Raw genomic sequence first — 17,274 nt, 5'->3', positions numbered from 1 at the left:
GTCGGTGTCAGCGGCGCGCGGCGATATAAGGCGGCGGGGCGGCGTCCGGGCTGGGGAAGGGTTCGACCTTCGCGGGTTCGCCGGGGCCGGATTCGATCTGGCTGGGCGGACGCCGCCGGGGCATGTAGGGCAGTACGAGGAACTGGAACGCCCCGCCCCCGATTACGCCGCCCACCAGGGGACCGACGATCGGCACCCACCAGTAATGGCCCGGCGACGGCAGGGCCGTCGGCCCCCAGCCGGCCAGGAAGCAGAACAGGCGCGGCCCGAAATCGCGCGCCGGGTTCAGCGCCCAGGCTTCGAGATATCCCGCGCAGCCGCCCAGCGCCGCGACCAGCAGGCCGATGATCAGCGCGCCGGAATTCGCCTGCGGCGCCTGGGTATTGTATTCGGACGTGACCGCGAAGATCCCCAGCAGCAGCATCGCGGTCAGGATGATCTCGTCGACCAGGGCGTGCAGCGGGGTGATGGCCTCGCCGGGATGGGTGAAGAACACGCCCGCCGCGCCGCCGTCATGCATGCGGTCGAAATGATGCAGCATGTTGTAATGGTCGATCACCGGCGCATAGAGCACGTAGACGATCGCCGCCCCGGCCACGCCGCCCAGGATCTGGGCTGCGTTGTACGGCAGCACCTTGCGCCAGGGAAAACCCCGATAGAGCGCAAGCGCCAGCGTGACCGCCGGGTTGGCGTGCGTGCCGGACACCGCCCCGGTGACGTAGATGGCGATCATGACCGCCAGCCCCCAGACGATGCACACGCCCCAATAGGCGGTGCGATAGGGGCTGGGATCGTAGAGGAAATACATTCCCGCCACGGCATCACCGATCAGGACGATGATGAAGACCGCGATGAATTCGGAGATCAGCTCTCCGACGAATTGCCTGTCCTTGAACATGTTCCCGCTTCTTTTCCGTTGTTGTCGGGGAAATGTCGCGTTCGGGCGGCGGCGCGCCGCGGGGCGTTCAGCTTGCCATCGCGATCGGCGCCTGTCCGGACGGTCCTGGCGCGCCGGTCCGGCGCGCGTTCACATATCGCTCCAGCCGGGCGGCGTCGTCGCGGCCGACATGCAGGCCCAGGCGCGAGCGGCGCCACAGGATGTCGTCGGCCGTCTCCGCCCATTCCTCGCGGAGCAGATAATCCACCTCGCGCGCCGTCAGTCCGGCGCCGAATTCCTCGCCCAGATCGGCCATCTGGCGCGCGTCGCCGATGATGGCCCAGGCACGCGTGCCGTAATTGCGCGCCAGCCGCCAGGCCGTCCGTTCCGGCAGGAAGGGCGCGTCGGCGCGCAGTCGCTCCAATACGGCATCGAAACCGCCCGGCCCCAGATCGCCCCCCGGCAGCGGCTGATCGGCCGTCCACCCCGCGCCCGTCACCACGGGCAGGTACGGCGTCAGCTTTTCCAGCGCGTGTTCGGCCAGGCGGCGATAGGTCGTGATCTTGCCGCCGAAGATCGACAGCAGGGGGGCGCCGCCCGGAGTGGCGCCTGAAACACCGTCCGGGACGTCGACATCCAGCACATAGTCGCGCGTGACCGCCGACGCATTCTGCGCCGCGTCGTCATAGAGCGGCCGGACGCCCGCATAAGACCAGACGACGTCGGACGGCGCGATCGGCTTGTGGAAATAGCGGTTCACGCTGTCGCACAGATAGCGGATTTCCTCGGGCGAGATCTCGACCTGGCCCGGATCGGACGTCCAGGGCACGTCCGTGGTGCCGATCAGGGTGAAATCCTGCTCGTACGGGATGACGAAGACGATGCGCCGGTCGGGATTCTGCAGGATATAGGCCTGTTCTCCGTCGAACTGGCGCGGCACCACGATATGGCTGCCCTTGACCATGCGCACATGCTTGGTGGTCGCGACGCCCAGCCGGTCGCGCAACACGCGGTCGACCCAGGGCCCGGCGGCGTTGACCAGGGCACGCGCGCGCACCGTGCGGACCGGCCCGCCCCGCGCGTCGGCCAGTTCGGCCTCCCACACCGTGCCGGCGCGGCGGGCCCTGACCAGCGTGGTGCGTGTGCGGATCTCCGCGCCACGGGCGCGCGCATCCATCGCATTCAGCACCACCAGTCGGCTGTCCTGCACCCATCCGTCGGAATAGATGAAGCCGCGCCGGTATTCGTCGCGCAGCGGCAGGCCCGCCGGATCGTCGTGCAGCCGCACGGCGCGCGAGCGCGGCAGGGTCATGCGCCCGCCCAGATGCCCGCCCAGATGATCGTACAGGAAAAGGCCCAGCCGCAGCATCCAGGCCGGCCGCACCAGGCGCGAATGCGGCAGGACGAACGACAGCGGCCAGATGATGTGCGGGGCGATGCGCAGCAGCCGCTCGCGCTCCATCAACGCTTCGCGCACCAGGCGGAATTCGTAATATTCCAGGTAGCGCAGGCCGCCGTGGATCAGCTTGGTGCTGGCCGATGACGTGTGGCTGGCCAGGTCGTGCTGCTCCACCAGCAGCACCGAGGCCCCGCGCCCAGCCGCATCGCGCGCGATGCCCGCGCCGTTGATGCCGCCGCCCACGATCAGCAGATCATAGAGCGCCGTGTCTGCGGACACCGTGTCGGCGGCGATTATGGTTCCAGTGTCGGATCCCATTGCATTCTCCTCGAGAATGTTCGTAAACGAACATAACCCGTGCATTCAACAGGAATCCTCGCAAGTTTCCGGCACATTTTCGTGACATTTCGCGCAGGACGACACCAAAATTGTTCGTTTTAGAATATTTTGGTTCGTTTTCAGGGCTCGGCGATGTGCAGGGCGACCTGATGCGCGTCCAGCAGGGCGCGAATGGCGGGCGGCGGCGCGCGATCGGTGAACAGGGCGTGGATATGCGACAGGTTTCCGACCCGCCCCATCGGACGGCGGGCGAACTTGGTATGATCGGCCAACAGGAAGATCCTGCGCGCGTTGCGCATGATGGCCTGTGCCAGGTCGATCTCGTCCAGGTCGAAATCCAGCAACGTGCCGTCTTCCTCGATGCCGCTGATGCCGATCACGCCGTAATCGGCGCGATACTGGTCGATCATCGCGGTGGCGGTGGGGCCGGTGATGCCGCCGTCATGCGCGCGGACGGAGCCGCCCGCGATCACCACGCGGAAATCGGCCTGCGGCGACAGGATCGCCGCCACGTGCAGATTGTTGGTGATGACGCGCAGCGCCCGGTGCCGCAGCAGCGCGCGGGCGAACGCCTCGGTCGTCGTGCCGATATTGATGAAGAGCGAGGAATTGTCGGGAATGTCCCGCGCTGCCAGTTGGCCGATCGCCTCCTTCTCGCGCCGGTTGAGGATCTGGCGTTCGGTATAGGCGATATTCTCGATGGACGAGACCAGGCCCGCACCGCCGTGGTGGCGCGTCACCAGCCCCGCGCCGGCCAGATAGTTGACGTCGCGGCGGATCGTCTGGACCGCGACCTGCAGCCGTTGGGCCAGTTCCTCGTTCGAGACATAGCCGCGCAGCCGGACCAGCGACAGGATCTCGCGATGCCGTTCGTCGGTCGGGATGCGGCTCATCGTGCCCTATCCTCCGGACCCGGCCAGCACCTGCAGCACGGCGGCGCCGTAGCGGTCCAGTTTCGATGCGCCCACGCCCTTGATCCGGCCCAGCGCGTCCAGCGTCGCCGGCCGTTCGACGGCAATGTCGTGCAGCACGGCATCGTGGAAGATCACATAGGGCGGAATTTCCTGTTCCCGGGCTTCGCCCAACCGCCAGGCGCGCAGGGCCGCGAAGGGGGCCTCGGCCTCGGGCGGCAGAGAGATGGCGACCTTGCCGCCGCCGGCCGCCCGGCCGGTGCGCGCGCTGCCCGCGGCACGCAGGGCGTCGGCCGCGTCGTCGCGCAGCATCACCCGTTCCTCGCCCCGCAGGATGGGGCGCGCCACGTCCTGGTTCAAGGCCAGGGCGTTGAATTCACCCGAAACGCGGATCGCGCCCCGCGCGATCAATTGCCGGATCACCCCGCGCCAGAACAGTTCCGGCCTGTCGCGGCCGATGCCGAACACGGTCAGCCGGTCATGGCTGTGGCGCGCCGCCATCTCGCTGTCCTTGCCCCGCAGCACCGAGGCGACATGCACCGCGCCGAATTTCTGGCCGATGCGATAGATGGCCGAAAGCACCTTCTGCGCCTCGACCGTGCCGTCGAACGACGCCACCGGGTTGCGGCAATTGTCGCAATGACCGCAGGGTTCGGCCAGGTTCTCGCCGAAACAGGCCAGCAGCGCCTGGGTCCGGCAGCCGGTGGTTTCGGTCAGCGCGATCATCGCCTCGAGCCGCGCGCTCATGACCCGTTTCTGGATGTCGGGGGCGCTGGATTGCTCCAGCCAGTGGCGCGCGCGGGCGATGTCGTCGCCGCCATAGAGCAGGACCGTGTCCGATTTTTCGCCGTCGCGGCCGGCCCGGCCGATCTGCTGGTAATAGGCCTCGGGCGAGGACGGCATGTCCAGATGCACCACCGCCCGGACATCCGGCCGATCGATCCCCATGCCGAACGCGATGGTCGCGACGATCACCACCGGTTCGCCCGAGCGAAAACGAAGCAATGCCGCGCGCTTTTCGATCGGCGACAGGCCGGCGTGAAACGGCAGGGCGGGCCAATCGCGCTCACGCAGCGAGCGGGCCACGCGTTCGGTCTTGTTGCGGCTGCCGCAATAGACGATCACCGCCTCGCCGCCGTGGCGGTCCAGCACGTCGAGCAACTGCCGCGTTTCCGCGGTCTTGGGCCGGACCGCGATATCCAGGTTGGGCCGGTGGAAGCTGGCCCGCAGCACGGTCGCGTCCGGCATGGCCAGCGCATCGAGAATGTCGGCCTGGGTGCGCGGGTCGGCGGTGGCGGTCAGCGCGATGCGCGGCACCCCGGGGAAATGCTCGGGCAGGCTGGCCAGCGCACGGTATTCCGGACGGAATTCATGCCCCCAGGCCGAAATGCAATGCGCCTCGTCGATCGCGATGACCGAGATGGCGAGCCGGGAGAGACGCTCCAGCGTGCCGGGGGACAGCAATCGTTCGGGCGAGACATACAGGATGTCCAGCCGGCCGGCCGCCAGGTCCGCGCGCACCCGGGCCGCGTCCTCGGGCTCGAGTTCGGAATGCAGCGCGCCGGCATTGACGCCCACCTGGCGCAGGGCCGCGACCTGATCGTCCATCAGCGCGATCAGCGGCGAGATCACCAGTCCCGTGCCGGGACGGCTGAGGGCCGGAACCTGGTAGCAGATGCTCTTGCCGCCGCCGGTCGGCATCAGGACCAGGCAATCGCGTCCGGCCATGACCGCGTCGACCGCCTGTTCCTGGAGGCCGCGGAAATCGGGGAAGCCAAAGACCCGCGCCAGGATCGCGCGCGGCGAGTCGGGGGGCACATGGCCGGTCATGCCGGCATCCGGCGCATCGGCCTGCCGGCGGTCAGGAAGCACCGATTTCGATTTCGACCCGGCGCGCGCCGACGGCGCCGTCCTCGTTCGACGGCGGGCGGGGAGTCTGCCGGATACGGCTGGGGGCGACTCCGTCGGCAACCAGTTGGTCCGCCACCTTCTTCGCCCGGTCGACGGCCAGCAGCGCGTCGGCCGACAGGTCGCCATGGGCCGCGGCATAGCCTTCGACACTGACGGATGCCTGCGGATACAGCGCCGCCTGCTGGGCCGCATGCGTGACGACCCAGCGGGCCGGATCGTCCAGCCTGCTGGAATCACGCGTGAAGAATACGACGAATTTCCGAGACGGTCCGTTCGTGCAACCCGCCAGAAGGCAGAGACCCAGAATCAGTGACAGGCGACGCATCGGCAGCCCTCCCCTTGTGTCGGCTGATGGATGAATCGGCCGCCAACAATGCGGAAAAGTCAGCGACGTAACGATAATGCCTTGGTGCCCGCTGGCGGCCGCGCCGTCAACCTCTCGCCGCCGGCATGTCAGCAGAGCGGCGTTTCAGACGGGGGCGGCGCGCGCGTGGCCTGCAGTCAGGTGCCAGACGCGGTCCAGGCGTTCGACGCCGACCAGGCGATGCGCGATCAGGATCACCGTGCGGCCGGTTGTCACCGCATAGAGGGTCTCCAGGAAGTCGCGTTCGGTCCGGGCGTCCAGGCCGGTCGCGGGTTCGTCCAGGATCAGGATCGGCGCGTCGGAGAGCAGCGTGCGCGCCAGGGCGATGCGCCGCCCCTGCCCGCCGGACAGGGCGGTTCCGCCCTCGCCCAGCCAGGTGTCCAGCCCATCGGGCAGCGCGCGCACCACGTCGCCGACCTGCGCGCGGTCCAGGGCCGTCCATAATGCGGCGTCGTCGGCATCCGGCCGGCCCAGCAGCAGATTGGCGCGGATCGTATCGGCGAAGAGATGCGTAGCCTGCGACAGCCAGGCGACCCGCCGCCGGACGGAACGGTCATCCAGGGCAGCCAGGTCCTGGCCGCCCAGCAGGATCCGCCCCGTGTCGGGGGCCGCGACCTTCAGCAGCAGCGCCGCCAGGGTGGATTTGCCGATTCCGGACGGCCCCAGCACCGCGACCCGCGACCCGGCCGGAATGTCCAGGGTCAGCCCGTCGAATACCGGGGCGCGATCGGCCTGCCAGCGAAACCCGACCTGTTCGAAGCGGATATCCGTGCCGGCGGGCGCCGGAAGCGTGGCCGGAGGAACCCGCTTCGTCAGGCCGTCCTCGCCGGCCGAGACCACGCGGGCCGCCGCCCGGCTGATCCCGCCGGCCAGGGCGCCGGCGCGGGTCAGCCCCGCGGCGCTTTCGAACCCGGCGATGACCAGAAACAGCAGCGCGGCGCCACGCACGGCCGGAACGGGGCCCAGCCACACCCCCGACACGGACGCCAGGACCGCGATGACCGCCGCCTGGCCGCACAGATAGGAAGCGCCGCCCAGCAGCGCCAGTAGCCGCGCCTGCCGCGCCTGCCCGTCCAGCAGGGACCTGTCGCGTGCCTGGACATGCGCCAGGATGCGCGCCTCGGCGCCGAAGGCGCGCACCTCGCGCAGGCCGCTGACCAGGTCGAGCACGCCGATCCGCAGCGCCGCCAGACGGTGGCCCAGCATCGCGGCCTCGCGCCGGCCCAGCAGGGCGGCGGCCAGCGGCATCAGGAACGCGCCGGTCACGAACAGCCCGCCCAGGATGGCGGCCAGCGCGTGATCGGCCCCATAGGCGGCCCAGACGAGGACGGGCAGGACCAGGCAGGCCCCCGCCAGGGGCACCAGGATCCGCAAATACAGCCCGTCCAGGGCCTCGACATCCGAAACCAGGCGCGACAGCAGGTCGCCGGCGCGGCGGAACCCCAGCCCCGCCGCCGCCCCGCCGGCCAGCCGGCGGAAGAACCAGACGCGGATATCGGCCAGGGCGCGGAACATCGCATCATGGGTGAGCAGGCGTTCGGCATAGCGCAGTACGACGCGCAGCACCCCCGAGACGCGCAGCAGCAGCGCCCCCGCCACCACGCCGGCCGCCGCCGTGGCGGCCAGGCGCGCGCCGGCACCGCGCATCAGCACCAGGCCGGACAGCAGCGCCAGCAGGGACAGGAACAGCCCCGCGAGCAGCAGCGGCGCGCGGCCGCGCCACAATGCCAGGACCTGCAGGACCGGGGCCAGCCCGTCATGGTCGTGCCGGGGCACAGCCGGCATCATGTTGTCCGGCATCTTGTCCCGCGTCTTATCCGGCATGGGCGGGCTCCTCGGATATGGTGGCGTCCTGTCCGGGGCTCTGGCGCGCGCCCAGGTCCAGGCAGGCCCCCGGCAGCGCGCGGGCGGCTGCCGAATGGGTGGACAGGATGACGGTCCGTCCCTGGGCCAGCGCGCGCAGACTGGCGAAGATGTCGGCCTCGGTCGCCGGGTCCAGGTGAGCGGTAGGTTCGTCCAGCAGCAGAAGCGGCGCGTTCTTGAGGTAGGCCCGCGCGATGGCCACGCGCTGGGCCTGCCCGCCCGACAGGCCGAACCCGCCCTCGCCGATCCTGGTGTCCAGCCCGTCCGGCAGGCCCGGCATGAACCGGTCGATCGCGGCCGCGCGCACCGCGTCCATCACGGCGTCTTCCGTGGCCTCGGGCCGGGCGAACAGAATGTTCTCACGCAAGGTACCGGCGAACAGCACCGGCCTTTGCCCGATCCACGAGATCAAGCCGGACAGGGCCGCGGGCGGCAGGCCGGCGATATCCGCCCCGCCGATCAGCACCCTGCCCTGGTCGGGTGCGATGAAGCCCAGGATCATTTCGATGATCGTCGACTTGCCCGATCCCGACGGACCGACGAGAATCAGCGTCTCGCCGGGCCGGACCTCGAAACTGAGATTGCGCAGTACGGCGCCGCGTGCCGGATCCCATGCGAACGTCACGTCGCAAAAGCGCAGTTCGACGCCCCCGGCTGTGCGTTGGCGAATGGGGGCCTGCATGTCCGGCCGGCCCGCTGTCTGCGCCGCGGCGAGCCCGTCGGGACCGGCGGGAAGATCGGCCATGGCGGACGCGGCGCCCGCGGCATGGGCGCGATCCTGATAGGCCAGGGCCAGTCCCCGGAGCGGGGCGAAGAATTCGGGCACCAGCAGCAGGACGAACAGGCCGCGCATCGCGCTGCCGGCCAGCGCCGGCGATGCCGCGCCGGCCCGATGCAGCGCCAGCACGGTGCCGCCGTCATGCAGCACGATCAGGATCAGAGCCGCGACCATGGCGCAATCGATCGACGCCGAGGACAGGAAGGCGACACGCAGCACCTTCATGGTCCGGCGGCGCAGTTCGTCGGCGGCGGCGGCCAGGCGCGCGGCCTCGTCATCCGTGCGGTTCAGCAGGACGATCGTCGCGATGCCCCGCACCCGGTCCAGGAACCGTGCCTGCAGCCGCGTCATCGCCAGGAACTGGTTGCGCGACGCCATTGCGGCCCCGATGCCGAACAAGGCTTGGCCGACCGGCACCGCCAGGCCGCAGACGGCCATGATGGCGGCCGATCCGGGCTGGACCAGGGCGGCCAGCACGGCAATCAGGCCCGGCACGGCGATCCACAGGATCGAGGCGGGCACCCAGCGGGCAAAGAAGCCGTCCAGGGCCTCGATCCGGTCGACGGCCAGCGCGGTCAGTTCGGCGCTGTGCTGCCGCCGCAGCAGCGCCGGACCGCCGCGCAGGATCGCCGCCAGGGCGTCGGTCCGCAGCCGGCGCCGCGCCGCGCGGCCGGCGCCGGCCGCCGCCACGTCGCCCGCGACGGCCAGCAGCCCGCGCAGGACCGCCAGCACGGCAAGCGCCGCCAGCCACATGCCCGCACCACGGCCGCCCCCCGATCCGACCAGCACCGACGCCAGGATCGCGGCCATGCACCACGCCTGCCCCACCGCCGTCAGGCCCGACAACAGGCCCGCCGCCACCACGGGCAGGGCCCGTACGCGCCCCATACGGGACTGGGCCCGGGTCCAGGCCCGCATCACTGTTTTGTCACCGCTCATGAGCCCGTTCTATAATCGAAGCGGGGGGTCAGGGACACCCATTCCCGCCAGTACCGTGTCGGAACATGTCGGCACATGTCAGCCGGCGGCGCGTTTCTCGCGCGCATGGGCCAATTGTATCGGGAAGAGCAGCACATAGCGCGTGCCGTTCTCCTCGGAGATATCCATGACGCCGCCCAACTGCCGGACGAAGCCCCGAATCAGTTGCGTACCGAGGCCGCTGCGCTGTTCCGCCGAGCGGCGATGGCCCTCGGCCAGGCCGATTCCGTCATCGGCGACGCTGAGCCGCGCATGCCGGCCGTCGGCACGCGCCAGCATGACGGCGACCGAACCGTGGCGGCCGTCGGGGAAGGCGTATTTGATCGCGTTGCTGACGATTTCGGTCACGATCAGGGCCATCGGCACGGCCTGGTCGGGCCCGAGTTCCAGCCCTTCGGCATCGACGGACAGCGTTATCCTTCCGCCCTGGTCCTCGCCCGCCGCCTGGAAGATCTGGTGGCAGAGTTCGGTCACGAACTGTTCCATGCTGAGGCTGAGCAGTTCGCCGTCGGAATAGAGATAGCGATGCAGGGTCGCCAGGGCGCGCACCCGGTCGCGGGCCTGGGCGAATTCCTCGCGCGCTTCGGGCAGGCGGATGCGGTTGCCTTGCAGATTCAGCAGCGACGCGACGATCTGCAGGTTGTTCTTCACCCGGTGATGCATTTCCTTCAGCAGCAGGTCCTGCCGGGCCGAAGCGCGTGCCAGCCGCTGCTCGTGCCGGGTCAGGCTGCGCGTCGCCTTGGTGAAGGCCGCGGCCAGCCGGCGGATCTCGACCGGCATGGCCCAGCTATAGCGCGCGTCGAACACGCCGCCATCCGCCTGCCAGAGTTCGACCGAACTGGTCAGGCGGCGCAGCGGCGCGACCAGCAGTACGTTCGCGCTCATCGCCACGCCGGTCAGGCCGCACCCCAGCAGGGCGATGATGACGAACAGCCAGATGACGAACATGACCAGAGCGTGGGTCTCGGCCATGTTGCGGCGGGTCATCGTCAGGGCGCCGACGCCGCCCTCCACCGGACCGAACGCATAGGCCGCGTCGCCGACGGACAGCACCTGGCGCCCGTAATGACCGGGCTGAAAGGCGGCGACCCAGGCCATGACCTGCGCAGGCGGCTGACGCGGGCGCCAGCAATCGCCGCAGAGCGGCGCGATATTATGGTCCCGCCCGACGATCCAGGCATCGATCGCGCCGTCCTTCTGGATGAAATCCAGGCGCGGATCGCCGATCTGCAGGTGATGGCGCGTCCAGACGACCGGCATGATCGCGGTCAGGAAACCGTGGCGCACCGGATTGCCCCCACTGTCGGCGATCATGGTGGCGATGGTGATGCGGATATAGGAACGTCCGTCCGGGTCCTGCCCGGGAACGTCCAGCGGCACGATCCGGACGTCGCCGCTGAAGCTGGGCAGTTCGTCCGTCGATAATTGGGGTGGCAAGGGCAATGGCGCGCCGCTGTTCACCGCCACGACGATCATCCCCCTGTCATCCAGCAGCGCGAGCTGCCGGTAGAAATGGCCGGTCAGGGACTGGGCGAGCTGCAGCGTGTTTCCCACGCCCTGTTCGTCCAGGGCCATGCGGCTGACGGATGACAGCAGGGCGCTGACATGGTCGACGTCGTGGCGAATTTCCAGGTCGATGCGGCTGACGGCCATGTCGGCGCGAAAGGCCGGCGCCGCCAGCGTGTGGCGATAGCTGTTCCATGCCTGCAGCCCGCCGATGATGGCGATCGGCCCGGCGGACAGCAGGATGATCATCACCATGCGCGTGCTGACCGTGTCGAACAGCCGCCAGACTCGTGCCGGATGCGGCGTCTCGCCCCCCGGACGGCGGTACCCCTTGTCGCGCTCCATCTATTCCTTGGTCTTGCGATCTTCCTCGATTAGACGCAGCAGTTCCTCGGGTACCGGCTCACGCGCGATCTCGTCGAACAATTGATGCAGCCCGCGCTTGAGCCAGAGTTCGAACGGGTCGTCTTGCTGGGCTTTCCTGACGGGTTTGGGCTGCCTGGAAGAATGTGCATCCTTGGGCGGCGTCATCGTTGATCCCTGAGGCCCACTTCTACCCCGCCAAAACTCTCGCGCATGTGCTCCGGTTGCACAATTCTCCTTCGAGACTAAAACACCGCTCGGCGACCGTCCAGCCGCCGGGTGACGCGCATGAGCGTTTGCGAAACGCCGGTCCACCTAATTCCCTAGCCCCGTTTCAGGCCCCGTTTCAGGCATGGAGGACCGGCGCCCCTGCCTCGCGTTCGGCCAGCAGGTTGCGCATCCGGGCGACGCGGGCCTTGAGCGCGTTGCTTTCGGCCCCCTCGCCGACCATCCAGGCTTCCAACTGGCGGCGGGCGCGGAAGACGCGGCTCTTGGCCGTGCCGACCGCGCAGCCGGTGGCGTCGGCCAGCGCCTCGTAGCTCATGCCGTGCATGACGACCATGATCAGCGCCTCGCGCTGATCCTCGGGCAGCCGGTCCAGCGCCTCGGCCAGGTCTTTCAGCGCCAGCCGATCCTCGTGCGCGGCCGCGGTCGCCAGCGCCGCGGCGGGGACGTCCTCGATATCCGTCGTCTCGCGCCGCTTGCGCAGGTCGGAGATGAAGCGGTTGCGCAGAATGCGATGCATCCACGCCGAAAAATTCGTGCCGGGAATGAAACTCTCTTGGGCGGCGAGCGCGTTACAGACCGCGTCTTGCACCAGGTCCTCGGCCAATGTCCGATTGCGCGTCAGGGCCAGTGCCTGCACCCGCAGCCGCGGAAGGATCGCGATGACCTGATCATGAAAGCTGTTGGACATTATTTCGTTTCCCTTCGCACGACTTCCCGTCACACGATGAAACAATGAACAGACTTGTGGCAGGGTTGCATTTTTTTCATGACGAAACTGTGAGGTAATGCACCGTGCCGGGCGGGACGCCATCGGCCGGGGCCCATGCGGGCCCCTATTCGGTATCCGGAGCCGGCATGTCGCCGCGCGCTTTCGCCACGAGTTTGGTCAACTGCGCCCGCGCGCGCGAAACGCGGGCCTTCATCGTGCCCACCGGAACGCCGCAGATGCCGGCTGCTTCCTCATGAGTCATTTCCTGGGCGCCGACCAGGATCAGGGCCTCGCGCAGCAAAGGCGGCAGCAGCCAGAACACGTTTTCAAGATCGCGGACATCGTCGCGGACGCTGGCCGGGCGGCTTTCGGCCCGGCGTTGGGCCTGGACGGCGTAATCGTTCATCACCACCTGCTCGCGCAGATGGCGGCGCCGCTGCTCGTAGAAGACGTTACGCTGGATCGTGAACAGCCACGCCTTGAGATTGGTGTCGGCCTGGAACTGCTCCAGCGCCGCGAGGGCACGAACGAGCGTTTCCTGCACCAGGTCGTCGGACGACGCGGGATCCCGCGTCAAAAAACGTGCGAACCCGCGCAGATCCGGCAAAAGAGACATGATCTCGCGCCGCAGTTGCGATACCGTACGGCCGCTCGTCGAGCCGGTGACCGATGCCAGGACGTGTCCCCTCCCTTCTTGCCGACAATTGTGACACTGTCATGCTCCAAACTGTAACATAATCCGATGGGAGTTGAATGTCCGATGCCCCTCTCGCGGCGGCAGGATCTGATCCGTGCCCTTCCTTACGCCAGGCGTTATGCCCGTGCCCTGACGGGCAGCCAGCCGCGCGGCGACCTGCTGGTCGCCGAAAGCCTGCGTGAACTGGCGGTTTCGGATACGGGGGAGATGTCACCCCGGCACAGCCTGTATCGGAGCATTTCACGACAATTTCAACCGCAGGACAATTCCGGCACGCGGGACGGGCTGGGTGGGGTGGAGCGCAAGCTGCTGCTGCTGACCGCGCTGGAGGAACTGACGGTTTCCGAAGCCGCCAAGGTTCTGGAGACGGAGGTCCAGCGCGCGTCGGACATTCTGGCGCATGCCCATGCCGGGCTGCGCACGGTCGCCGAGACCTCGATCCTGATCATCGAAGACGAACCGATCATTGCCATGGACATCGAGGAACTGGTCCGCAGTTGCGGCCATCAGGTCGCGGGCGTCGCCGCGACCGAGGCCGACGCGATCGAGCTGGCGCGCCGGACGCGGCCCGGGCTGATCCTGGCCGACATCAATCTCGGCGCCGGCGGCGACGGGATGAACGCGGTGGCCAGTATCCTGCGCCAACATGACGCGCCGGTCATCTTCGTCACCGCCTATCCGGAACGGCTGCTGACCGGCGAGGCGGTCGAGCCGACCTTCGTCATCACCAAGCCGTTCGAACCGACGACGCTGGCGATCGCGACCTATCAGGCGGTTACCGGCGGCCCGCAGATCGATTAGTCAAACCCGGCGGAGGCAGCCGGCCGCGTGCCTCTTGCGCCGGGTGGCGCGCATGGGCCAGAACCCGATCCATGTCGCCTCCTCTTCTTCTTCTCCAGGACATCACACTGACGCTCGGCGGAGCCCCCTTGCTGGACAAGGCCGGGTTCGGCGTGGCGGCGGGCGAGCGTATCTGCCTGGTCGGGCGCAATGGCAGCGGGAAATCCACCCTGCTGCGCATCGCGGCCGGCGAATTGCAGGCCGATGACGGCACCCGTTTCCTGCAGCCCGGCACCACCGTGCGCTATCTGCCGCAGGAGCCCGACCTGTCGGGCTTCGCCACCGCGCTGGATTATGTCCGCGCCGGGATGGGGCCCGACGACCCCGCGCACCGCGCAGCCATGCTGCTGGGCGAGCTGGGCCTGACGGGGGCCGAGACTCCGGCCAGCCTGTCGGGCGGCGAGGCGCGGCGCTGCGCGCTGGCCCGGGCGCTGGCGCCCGAGCCCGACCTGCTGCTGCTGGACGAGCCGACGAACCACCTGGACATGCCGACCATCGAATGGCTGGAGCGCGAATTATTGTCGCTGTCCTCGGCCATGGTGATCATCAGCCACGACCGGCGGCTGCTGGAAACCCTGTCGCGAACCGTGGTGTGGCTCGATCGCGGCACGACCCGCCGGCTGGAGCAGGGATTCGCACGTTTCGAGGCCTGGCGCGAAGAGGTCCTGGAGCAGGAAATCCGTGACGCGCACAAGCTGGACCGTCAGATCGCGCGCGAAGAGGACTGGATGCGCTATGGCGTCACGGCCCGGCGCAAGCGCAACGTGCGGCGCGTGGGCGAACTGGCCGCGCTGCGCCAGGCGCGGCGCGAGGCGGTGCGCGCGCCCATCGGGGTGAAGATGCAGGCCAGCGAGGACACCCTGTCCGGCAAGCTGGTCGCCACCGCCGAGCAGGTCTGCAGATCCTATGGCGCGCGGCGGATCGTCGACCGGCTGGACCTGCGCGTGCTGCGGGGCGACCGGCTGGGCATCGTGGGCGCCAACGGCGCGGGCAAGAGCACGCTGCTGCGTCTGCTGACCGGCCAGGACCAGCCCGATTCCGGCGAGATCCGCATCGGTACCAGCCTGTCCACCGTCACGCTGGACCAGCAGCGCCGCACGCTGGACCCGGCCCGCACCCTGGCCGATACGCTGACGGGCGGCGGCGGCGACATGGTGCAGGTCGGCAGCGAGAAGCGCCATGTCATCGGCTATATGAAGGATTTTCTGTTCCGGCCGGAACAGGCCCGCACCCCTGTCGGCATGCTGTCGGGCGGCGAGCGCGGCCGGCTGATGCTGGCCTGCGCGCTGGCGCGGCCGTCCAACCTGCTGGTGCTGGACGAACCGACCAACGACCTGGATCTGGAAACGCTGGACCTGCTACAGAACATGCTGGACGATTATTCCGGCACCGTGCTGCTGGTCAGCCACGACCGCGATTTCCTGGACCGCGTGGCGACGTCGGTGCTAGTGGCCGAGGGCGACGGGCGGTGGGTGGAATATGCCGGCGGCTATAGCGACATGCTGGCGCAGCGCCGCGGCATGGCGCCGCCGGGCCGGGACGGCCAGCCGGCGAAGCGCCCGGAGCGGGGCCCCGAGAAGGGCGCGGCGAAGGGACCGGCGCGCAAGCTGTCCTATAAGGACCAGTTGGCCCTTGACCGCCTTCCGGGGCAGATCGCCGCGCTGGAAGCGGACATCACCCGGCTGCGCGCCGTCCTGTCCGATGCCGGGCTCTATGCCCGCGATCCGCAGGCGTTTACCGACGCGACCACGAAGCTGGACCGTGCCGAGACCGAACTGACGGCCGCCGAGGAACGGTGGCTGGAACTGGAAATGCTGCGCGAGGCGCTGGGATCGTCCTGACCGTCAGGGTACGGTTGGGCGGCCGGCGCGTTATCGGTCCCCGGACAAATGGCTGAAGGATTCCATGCCATGCCGACCGCCACCCCATCCGCCCTGGCCCGCGAGGTGATCGGCCCCTGCCCCAGGAACTCACCGCCCCTGGCGCGCGCCGAGGCCGAAACATTGCTGGCGCAGGTGCCCAACTGGACGCTGTCCCCCGACGGGACGGTTTTGCTGCGCGATTTCACCCTGCCGGACTTCGCCGGCGCCTATGCGCTGGTCGAGCGGATCGCCGCCCTGGCCGAAGCGGCCGACCATCATCCGGACATCGCCTTCGGCTGGGGCTATGTGCGGTTGTCGCTGCAGACCCACGCGATCGGCGGCCTGCATCGCAACGATTTCATCATGGCGGCACGGATCGAGACCCTGCCGCATTGATGGTCCGGCCCCCTTGTTCCGCCGGCAGGGAGATGCCAGGCGGTCTGGACGAGAGGTCAGGACGGGCGGATCAGGACATGCGGACCAGGCCCGATCGTTCCATCCGTTCGCGGGCGGCGCGGATCCCGCCGGTCACCGCCAGGGCGGCGGCCAGGGCGCGGCGTCCGGCCTGCGCATCCACCAGTACCGGCGCCCCGTCCAGGCAGGACGCCGCGAAGGCCGCGTGCTCGGCCGCCAGCGTGTCGTGGTCGTCCCAGGTCACGGCCTGGCGCCGGAAGCCGCCCGTTCCGGGCAGGGGCAGGCCCGTCTCGCGCCCGATCATCGTCAGTTCGCGTTTCACGAAATCGGCGGACAGATAGCCTTCCTCGGAAAAGAGCCGCATCCGCCGTTCGGTCTTCAGCGAGATCCGGCTGGCGGTGATGGTGGCGACGCATCCGTTGGCGAAGCGCACGCGTGCATTGGCGATATCCTCGTGCTGGGAACTGACGGCCGCCCCCAGCGCGTCGACATCCTCGATTTCGCTGTCGACGATCGCCAGCACCAGGTCCAGGTCGTGGATCATCAGGTCCAGGATGACCGAGACATCCGTGCCGCGCGGCTTGAAGGGCGCGATTCGCGTGGCCTCGATATAGAGCGGGCGGCTGATCCGTTCGGTGATCGCGCGGTGCTCGGCCGAATAACGCAGCAGGTGCCCCACCTGCAGCACCAGCCCGGTTTCCGTCGCCAGCGCCGCCAGCCGGTCGGCCTGGTCGAGGGTCGAGGCGATGGGTTTTTCCACCAGCACATGCCGTCCGGCGCGCAGCGCGCGATCGGCCAGGATGAAATGATGTTCGGCCGGAGCGGCGATCACCACGGCCTCGGACCGGTCCAGAAGGGTATCCAGATCCAGGGCCGGCGCACCGCCGGCCTCGGCCCCGACCGACGCCGCGCGGGCCATGTCCGGATCATGGATGCCGACCAGCGTCTCACGCGGCGATGCCGCGACCTTCAGCGCATGGAACCGTCCGAAATGGCCGGCGCCGATCACGCCGACGCGCAATTGCCGCCCCTTTGCACCCCGCGCGGTTCCGCCGCCGAAAAGCCCCGCCATCATTCCTGCTCCATCGTCGCGATGACGAACGGTTAGAGCACAAGCGCGCGATGGGCCAGAGGGCGGCGGGCGGCCTGGTGGCAGGCCGTCGGAATGGAAAGAGATGTTCATGATATGTTCTTGACTCTCCCGACCGCCCGGGCGACGATGGCCCGTCCTGTTC

Annotated in this window: 15 protein-coding genes; 3 read left to right on the top strand and 12 right to left on the bottom strand. The window is 69.0% G+C overall.

Annotated elements, in window-relative coordinates:
* Nucleotides 1-7 precede the first annotated feature (7 nt).
* From QN315_RS19425 to QN315_RS19375, 11 genes are all read right to left on the bottom strand, one after another.
* A complete protein-coding gene (locus QN315_RS19425; RefSeq protein ID WP_176640649.1) occupies nucleotides 8-898 on the bottom strand; it encodes an MIP/aquaporin family protein in 891 nt (296 codons plus the stop codon).
* A gap of 67 nt (nucleotides 899-965) precedes the next feature.
* Nucleotides 966-2,594, bottom strand: coding sequence for a glycerol-3-phosphate dehydrogenase (gene glpD / locus QN315_RS19420; protein ID WP_323990973.1), 1,629 nt, complete (start codon nucleotides 2,592-2,594; stop codon nucleotides 966-968).
* A 140-nt stretch (nucleotides 2,595-2,734) separates the two neighbouring features.
* Nucleotides 2,735-3,508, bottom strand: coding sequence for a DeoR/GlpR family DNA-binding transcription regulator (locus QN315_RS19415; protein ID WP_323990972.1), 774 nt, complete (start codon nucleotides 3,506-3,508; stop codon nucleotides 2,735-2,737).
* 6 nt (nucleotides 3,509-3,514) lie between these two features.
* Nucleotides 3,515-5,356 carry a DNA helicase RecQ gene (recQ, locus tag QN315_RS19410; protein ID WP_323993667.1) on the bottom strand — a complete coding sequence of 614 codons (1,842 nt, stop codon included), beginning with the start codon at nucleotides 5,354-5,356 and terminating at the stop codon, nucleotides 3,515-3,517.
* A 31-nt stretch (nucleotides 5,357-5,387) separates the two neighbouring features.
* A complete protein-coding gene (locus QN315_RS19405) occupies nucleotides 5,388-5,762 on the bottom strand; it encodes an OmpA family protein (protein ID WP_176640998.1) in 375 nt (124 codons plus the stop codon).
* A 144-nt stretch (nucleotides 5,763-5,906) separates the two neighbouring features.
* Nucleotides 5,907-7,589, bottom strand: a complete 1,683-nt coding sequence (gene cydC / locus QN315_RS19400) for a thiol reductant ABC exporter subunit CydC (protein WP_323993663.1) — start codon at nucleotides 7,587-7,589, stop codon at nucleotides 5,907-5,909.
* Nucleotides 7,590-7,614: 25 nt separating this feature from the next.
* Nucleotides 7,615-9,381, bottom strand: a complete 1,767-nt coding sequence (gene cydD, locus QN315_RS19395; protein ID WP_323990971.1) for a thiol reductant ABC exporter subunit CydD — start codon at nucleotides 9,379-9,381, stop codon at nucleotides 7,615-7,617.
* A gap of 78 nt (nucleotides 9,382-9,459) precedes the next feature.
* Nucleotides 9,460-11,271: a sensor histidine kinase gene (locus QN315_RS19390; protein ID WP_323990970.1), complete on the bottom strand. Its 1,812-nt coding sequence runs from the start codon at nucleotides 11,269-11,271 to the stop codon at nucleotides 9,460-9,462.
* Entirely contained in the window at nucleotides 11,272-11,457 is a 186-nt protein-coding gene (locus QN315_RS19385) for a hypothetical protein (RefSeq protein ID WP_176640231.1), read from the bottom strand.
* Nucleotides 11,458-11,635: 178 nt separating this feature from the next.
* Entirely contained in the window at nucleotides 11,636-12,205 is a 570-nt protein-coding gene (locus QN315_RS19380) for a sigma-70 family RNA polymerase sigma factor (RefSeq protein ID WP_176640230.1), read from the bottom strand.
* Nucleotides 12,206-12,350: 145 nt separating this feature from the next.
* The gene (locus tag QN315_RS19375; RefSeq protein ID WP_323990969.1) at nucleotides 12,351-12,842 is read right to left on the bottom strand and encodes a sigma-70 family RNA polymerase sigma factor; all 492 of its coding nucleotides are present in this window, start codon (nucleotides 12,840-12,842) and stop codon (nucleotides 12,351-12,353) included.
* A gap of 144 nt (nucleotides 12,843-12,986) precedes the next feature.
* Here QN315_RS19375 and QN315_RS19370 point away from each other — a divergent pair, with 144 nt between their 5' ends.
* From QN315_RS19370 to QN315_RS19360, 3 genes are all read left to right on the top strand, one after another.
* Complete coding sequence (locus tag QN315_RS19370) at nucleotides 12,987-13,724, top strand: response regulator (protein ID WP_323990968.1); 738 nt, start codon at nucleotides 12,987-12,989, stop codon at nucleotides 13,722-13,724.
* Nucleotides 13,725-13,795: 71 nt separating this feature from the next.
* Entirely contained in the window at nucleotides 13,796-15,604 is a 1,809-nt protein-coding gene (locus QN315_RS19365) for an ATP-binding cassette domain-containing protein (protein WP_323990967.1), read from the top strand.
* Nucleotides 15,605-15,673: 69 nt separating this feature from the next.
* Nucleotides 15,674-16,021 carry a 4a-hydroxytetrahydrobiopterin dehydratase gene (locus tag QN315_RS19360; RefSeq protein ID WP_176641816.1) on the top strand — a complete coding sequence of 116 codons (348 nt, stop codon included), beginning with the start codon at nucleotides 15,674-15,676 and terminating at the stop codon, nucleotides 16,019-16,021.
* 70 nt (nucleotides 16,022-16,091) lie between these two features.
* Here the strand turns inward: QN315_RS19360 and QN315_RS19355 are convergent, their stop codons facing one another.
* Nucleotides 16,092-17,111 carry a Gfo/Idh/MocA family oxidoreductase gene (locus QN315_RS19355; RefSeq protein WP_323993661.1) on the bottom strand — a complete coding sequence of 340 codons (1,020 nt, stop codon included), beginning with the start codon at nucleotides 17,109-17,111 and terminating at the stop codon, nucleotides 16,092-16,094.
* Between the last annotated feature and the right edge of the window lie 163 nt (nucleotides 17,112-17,274).

The sequence above is a fragment of the Nguyenibacter sp. L1 genome (genome assembly GCF_035199985.1).
Lineage (GTDB): Bacteria > Pseudomonadota > Alphaproteobacteria > Acetobacterales > Acetobacteraceae > Gluconacetobacter > Gluconacetobacter vanlangensis.
Note: the sequence above shows the minus strand (reverse complement) of the source record. Positions and strands in the feature narration are given on the sequence as shown.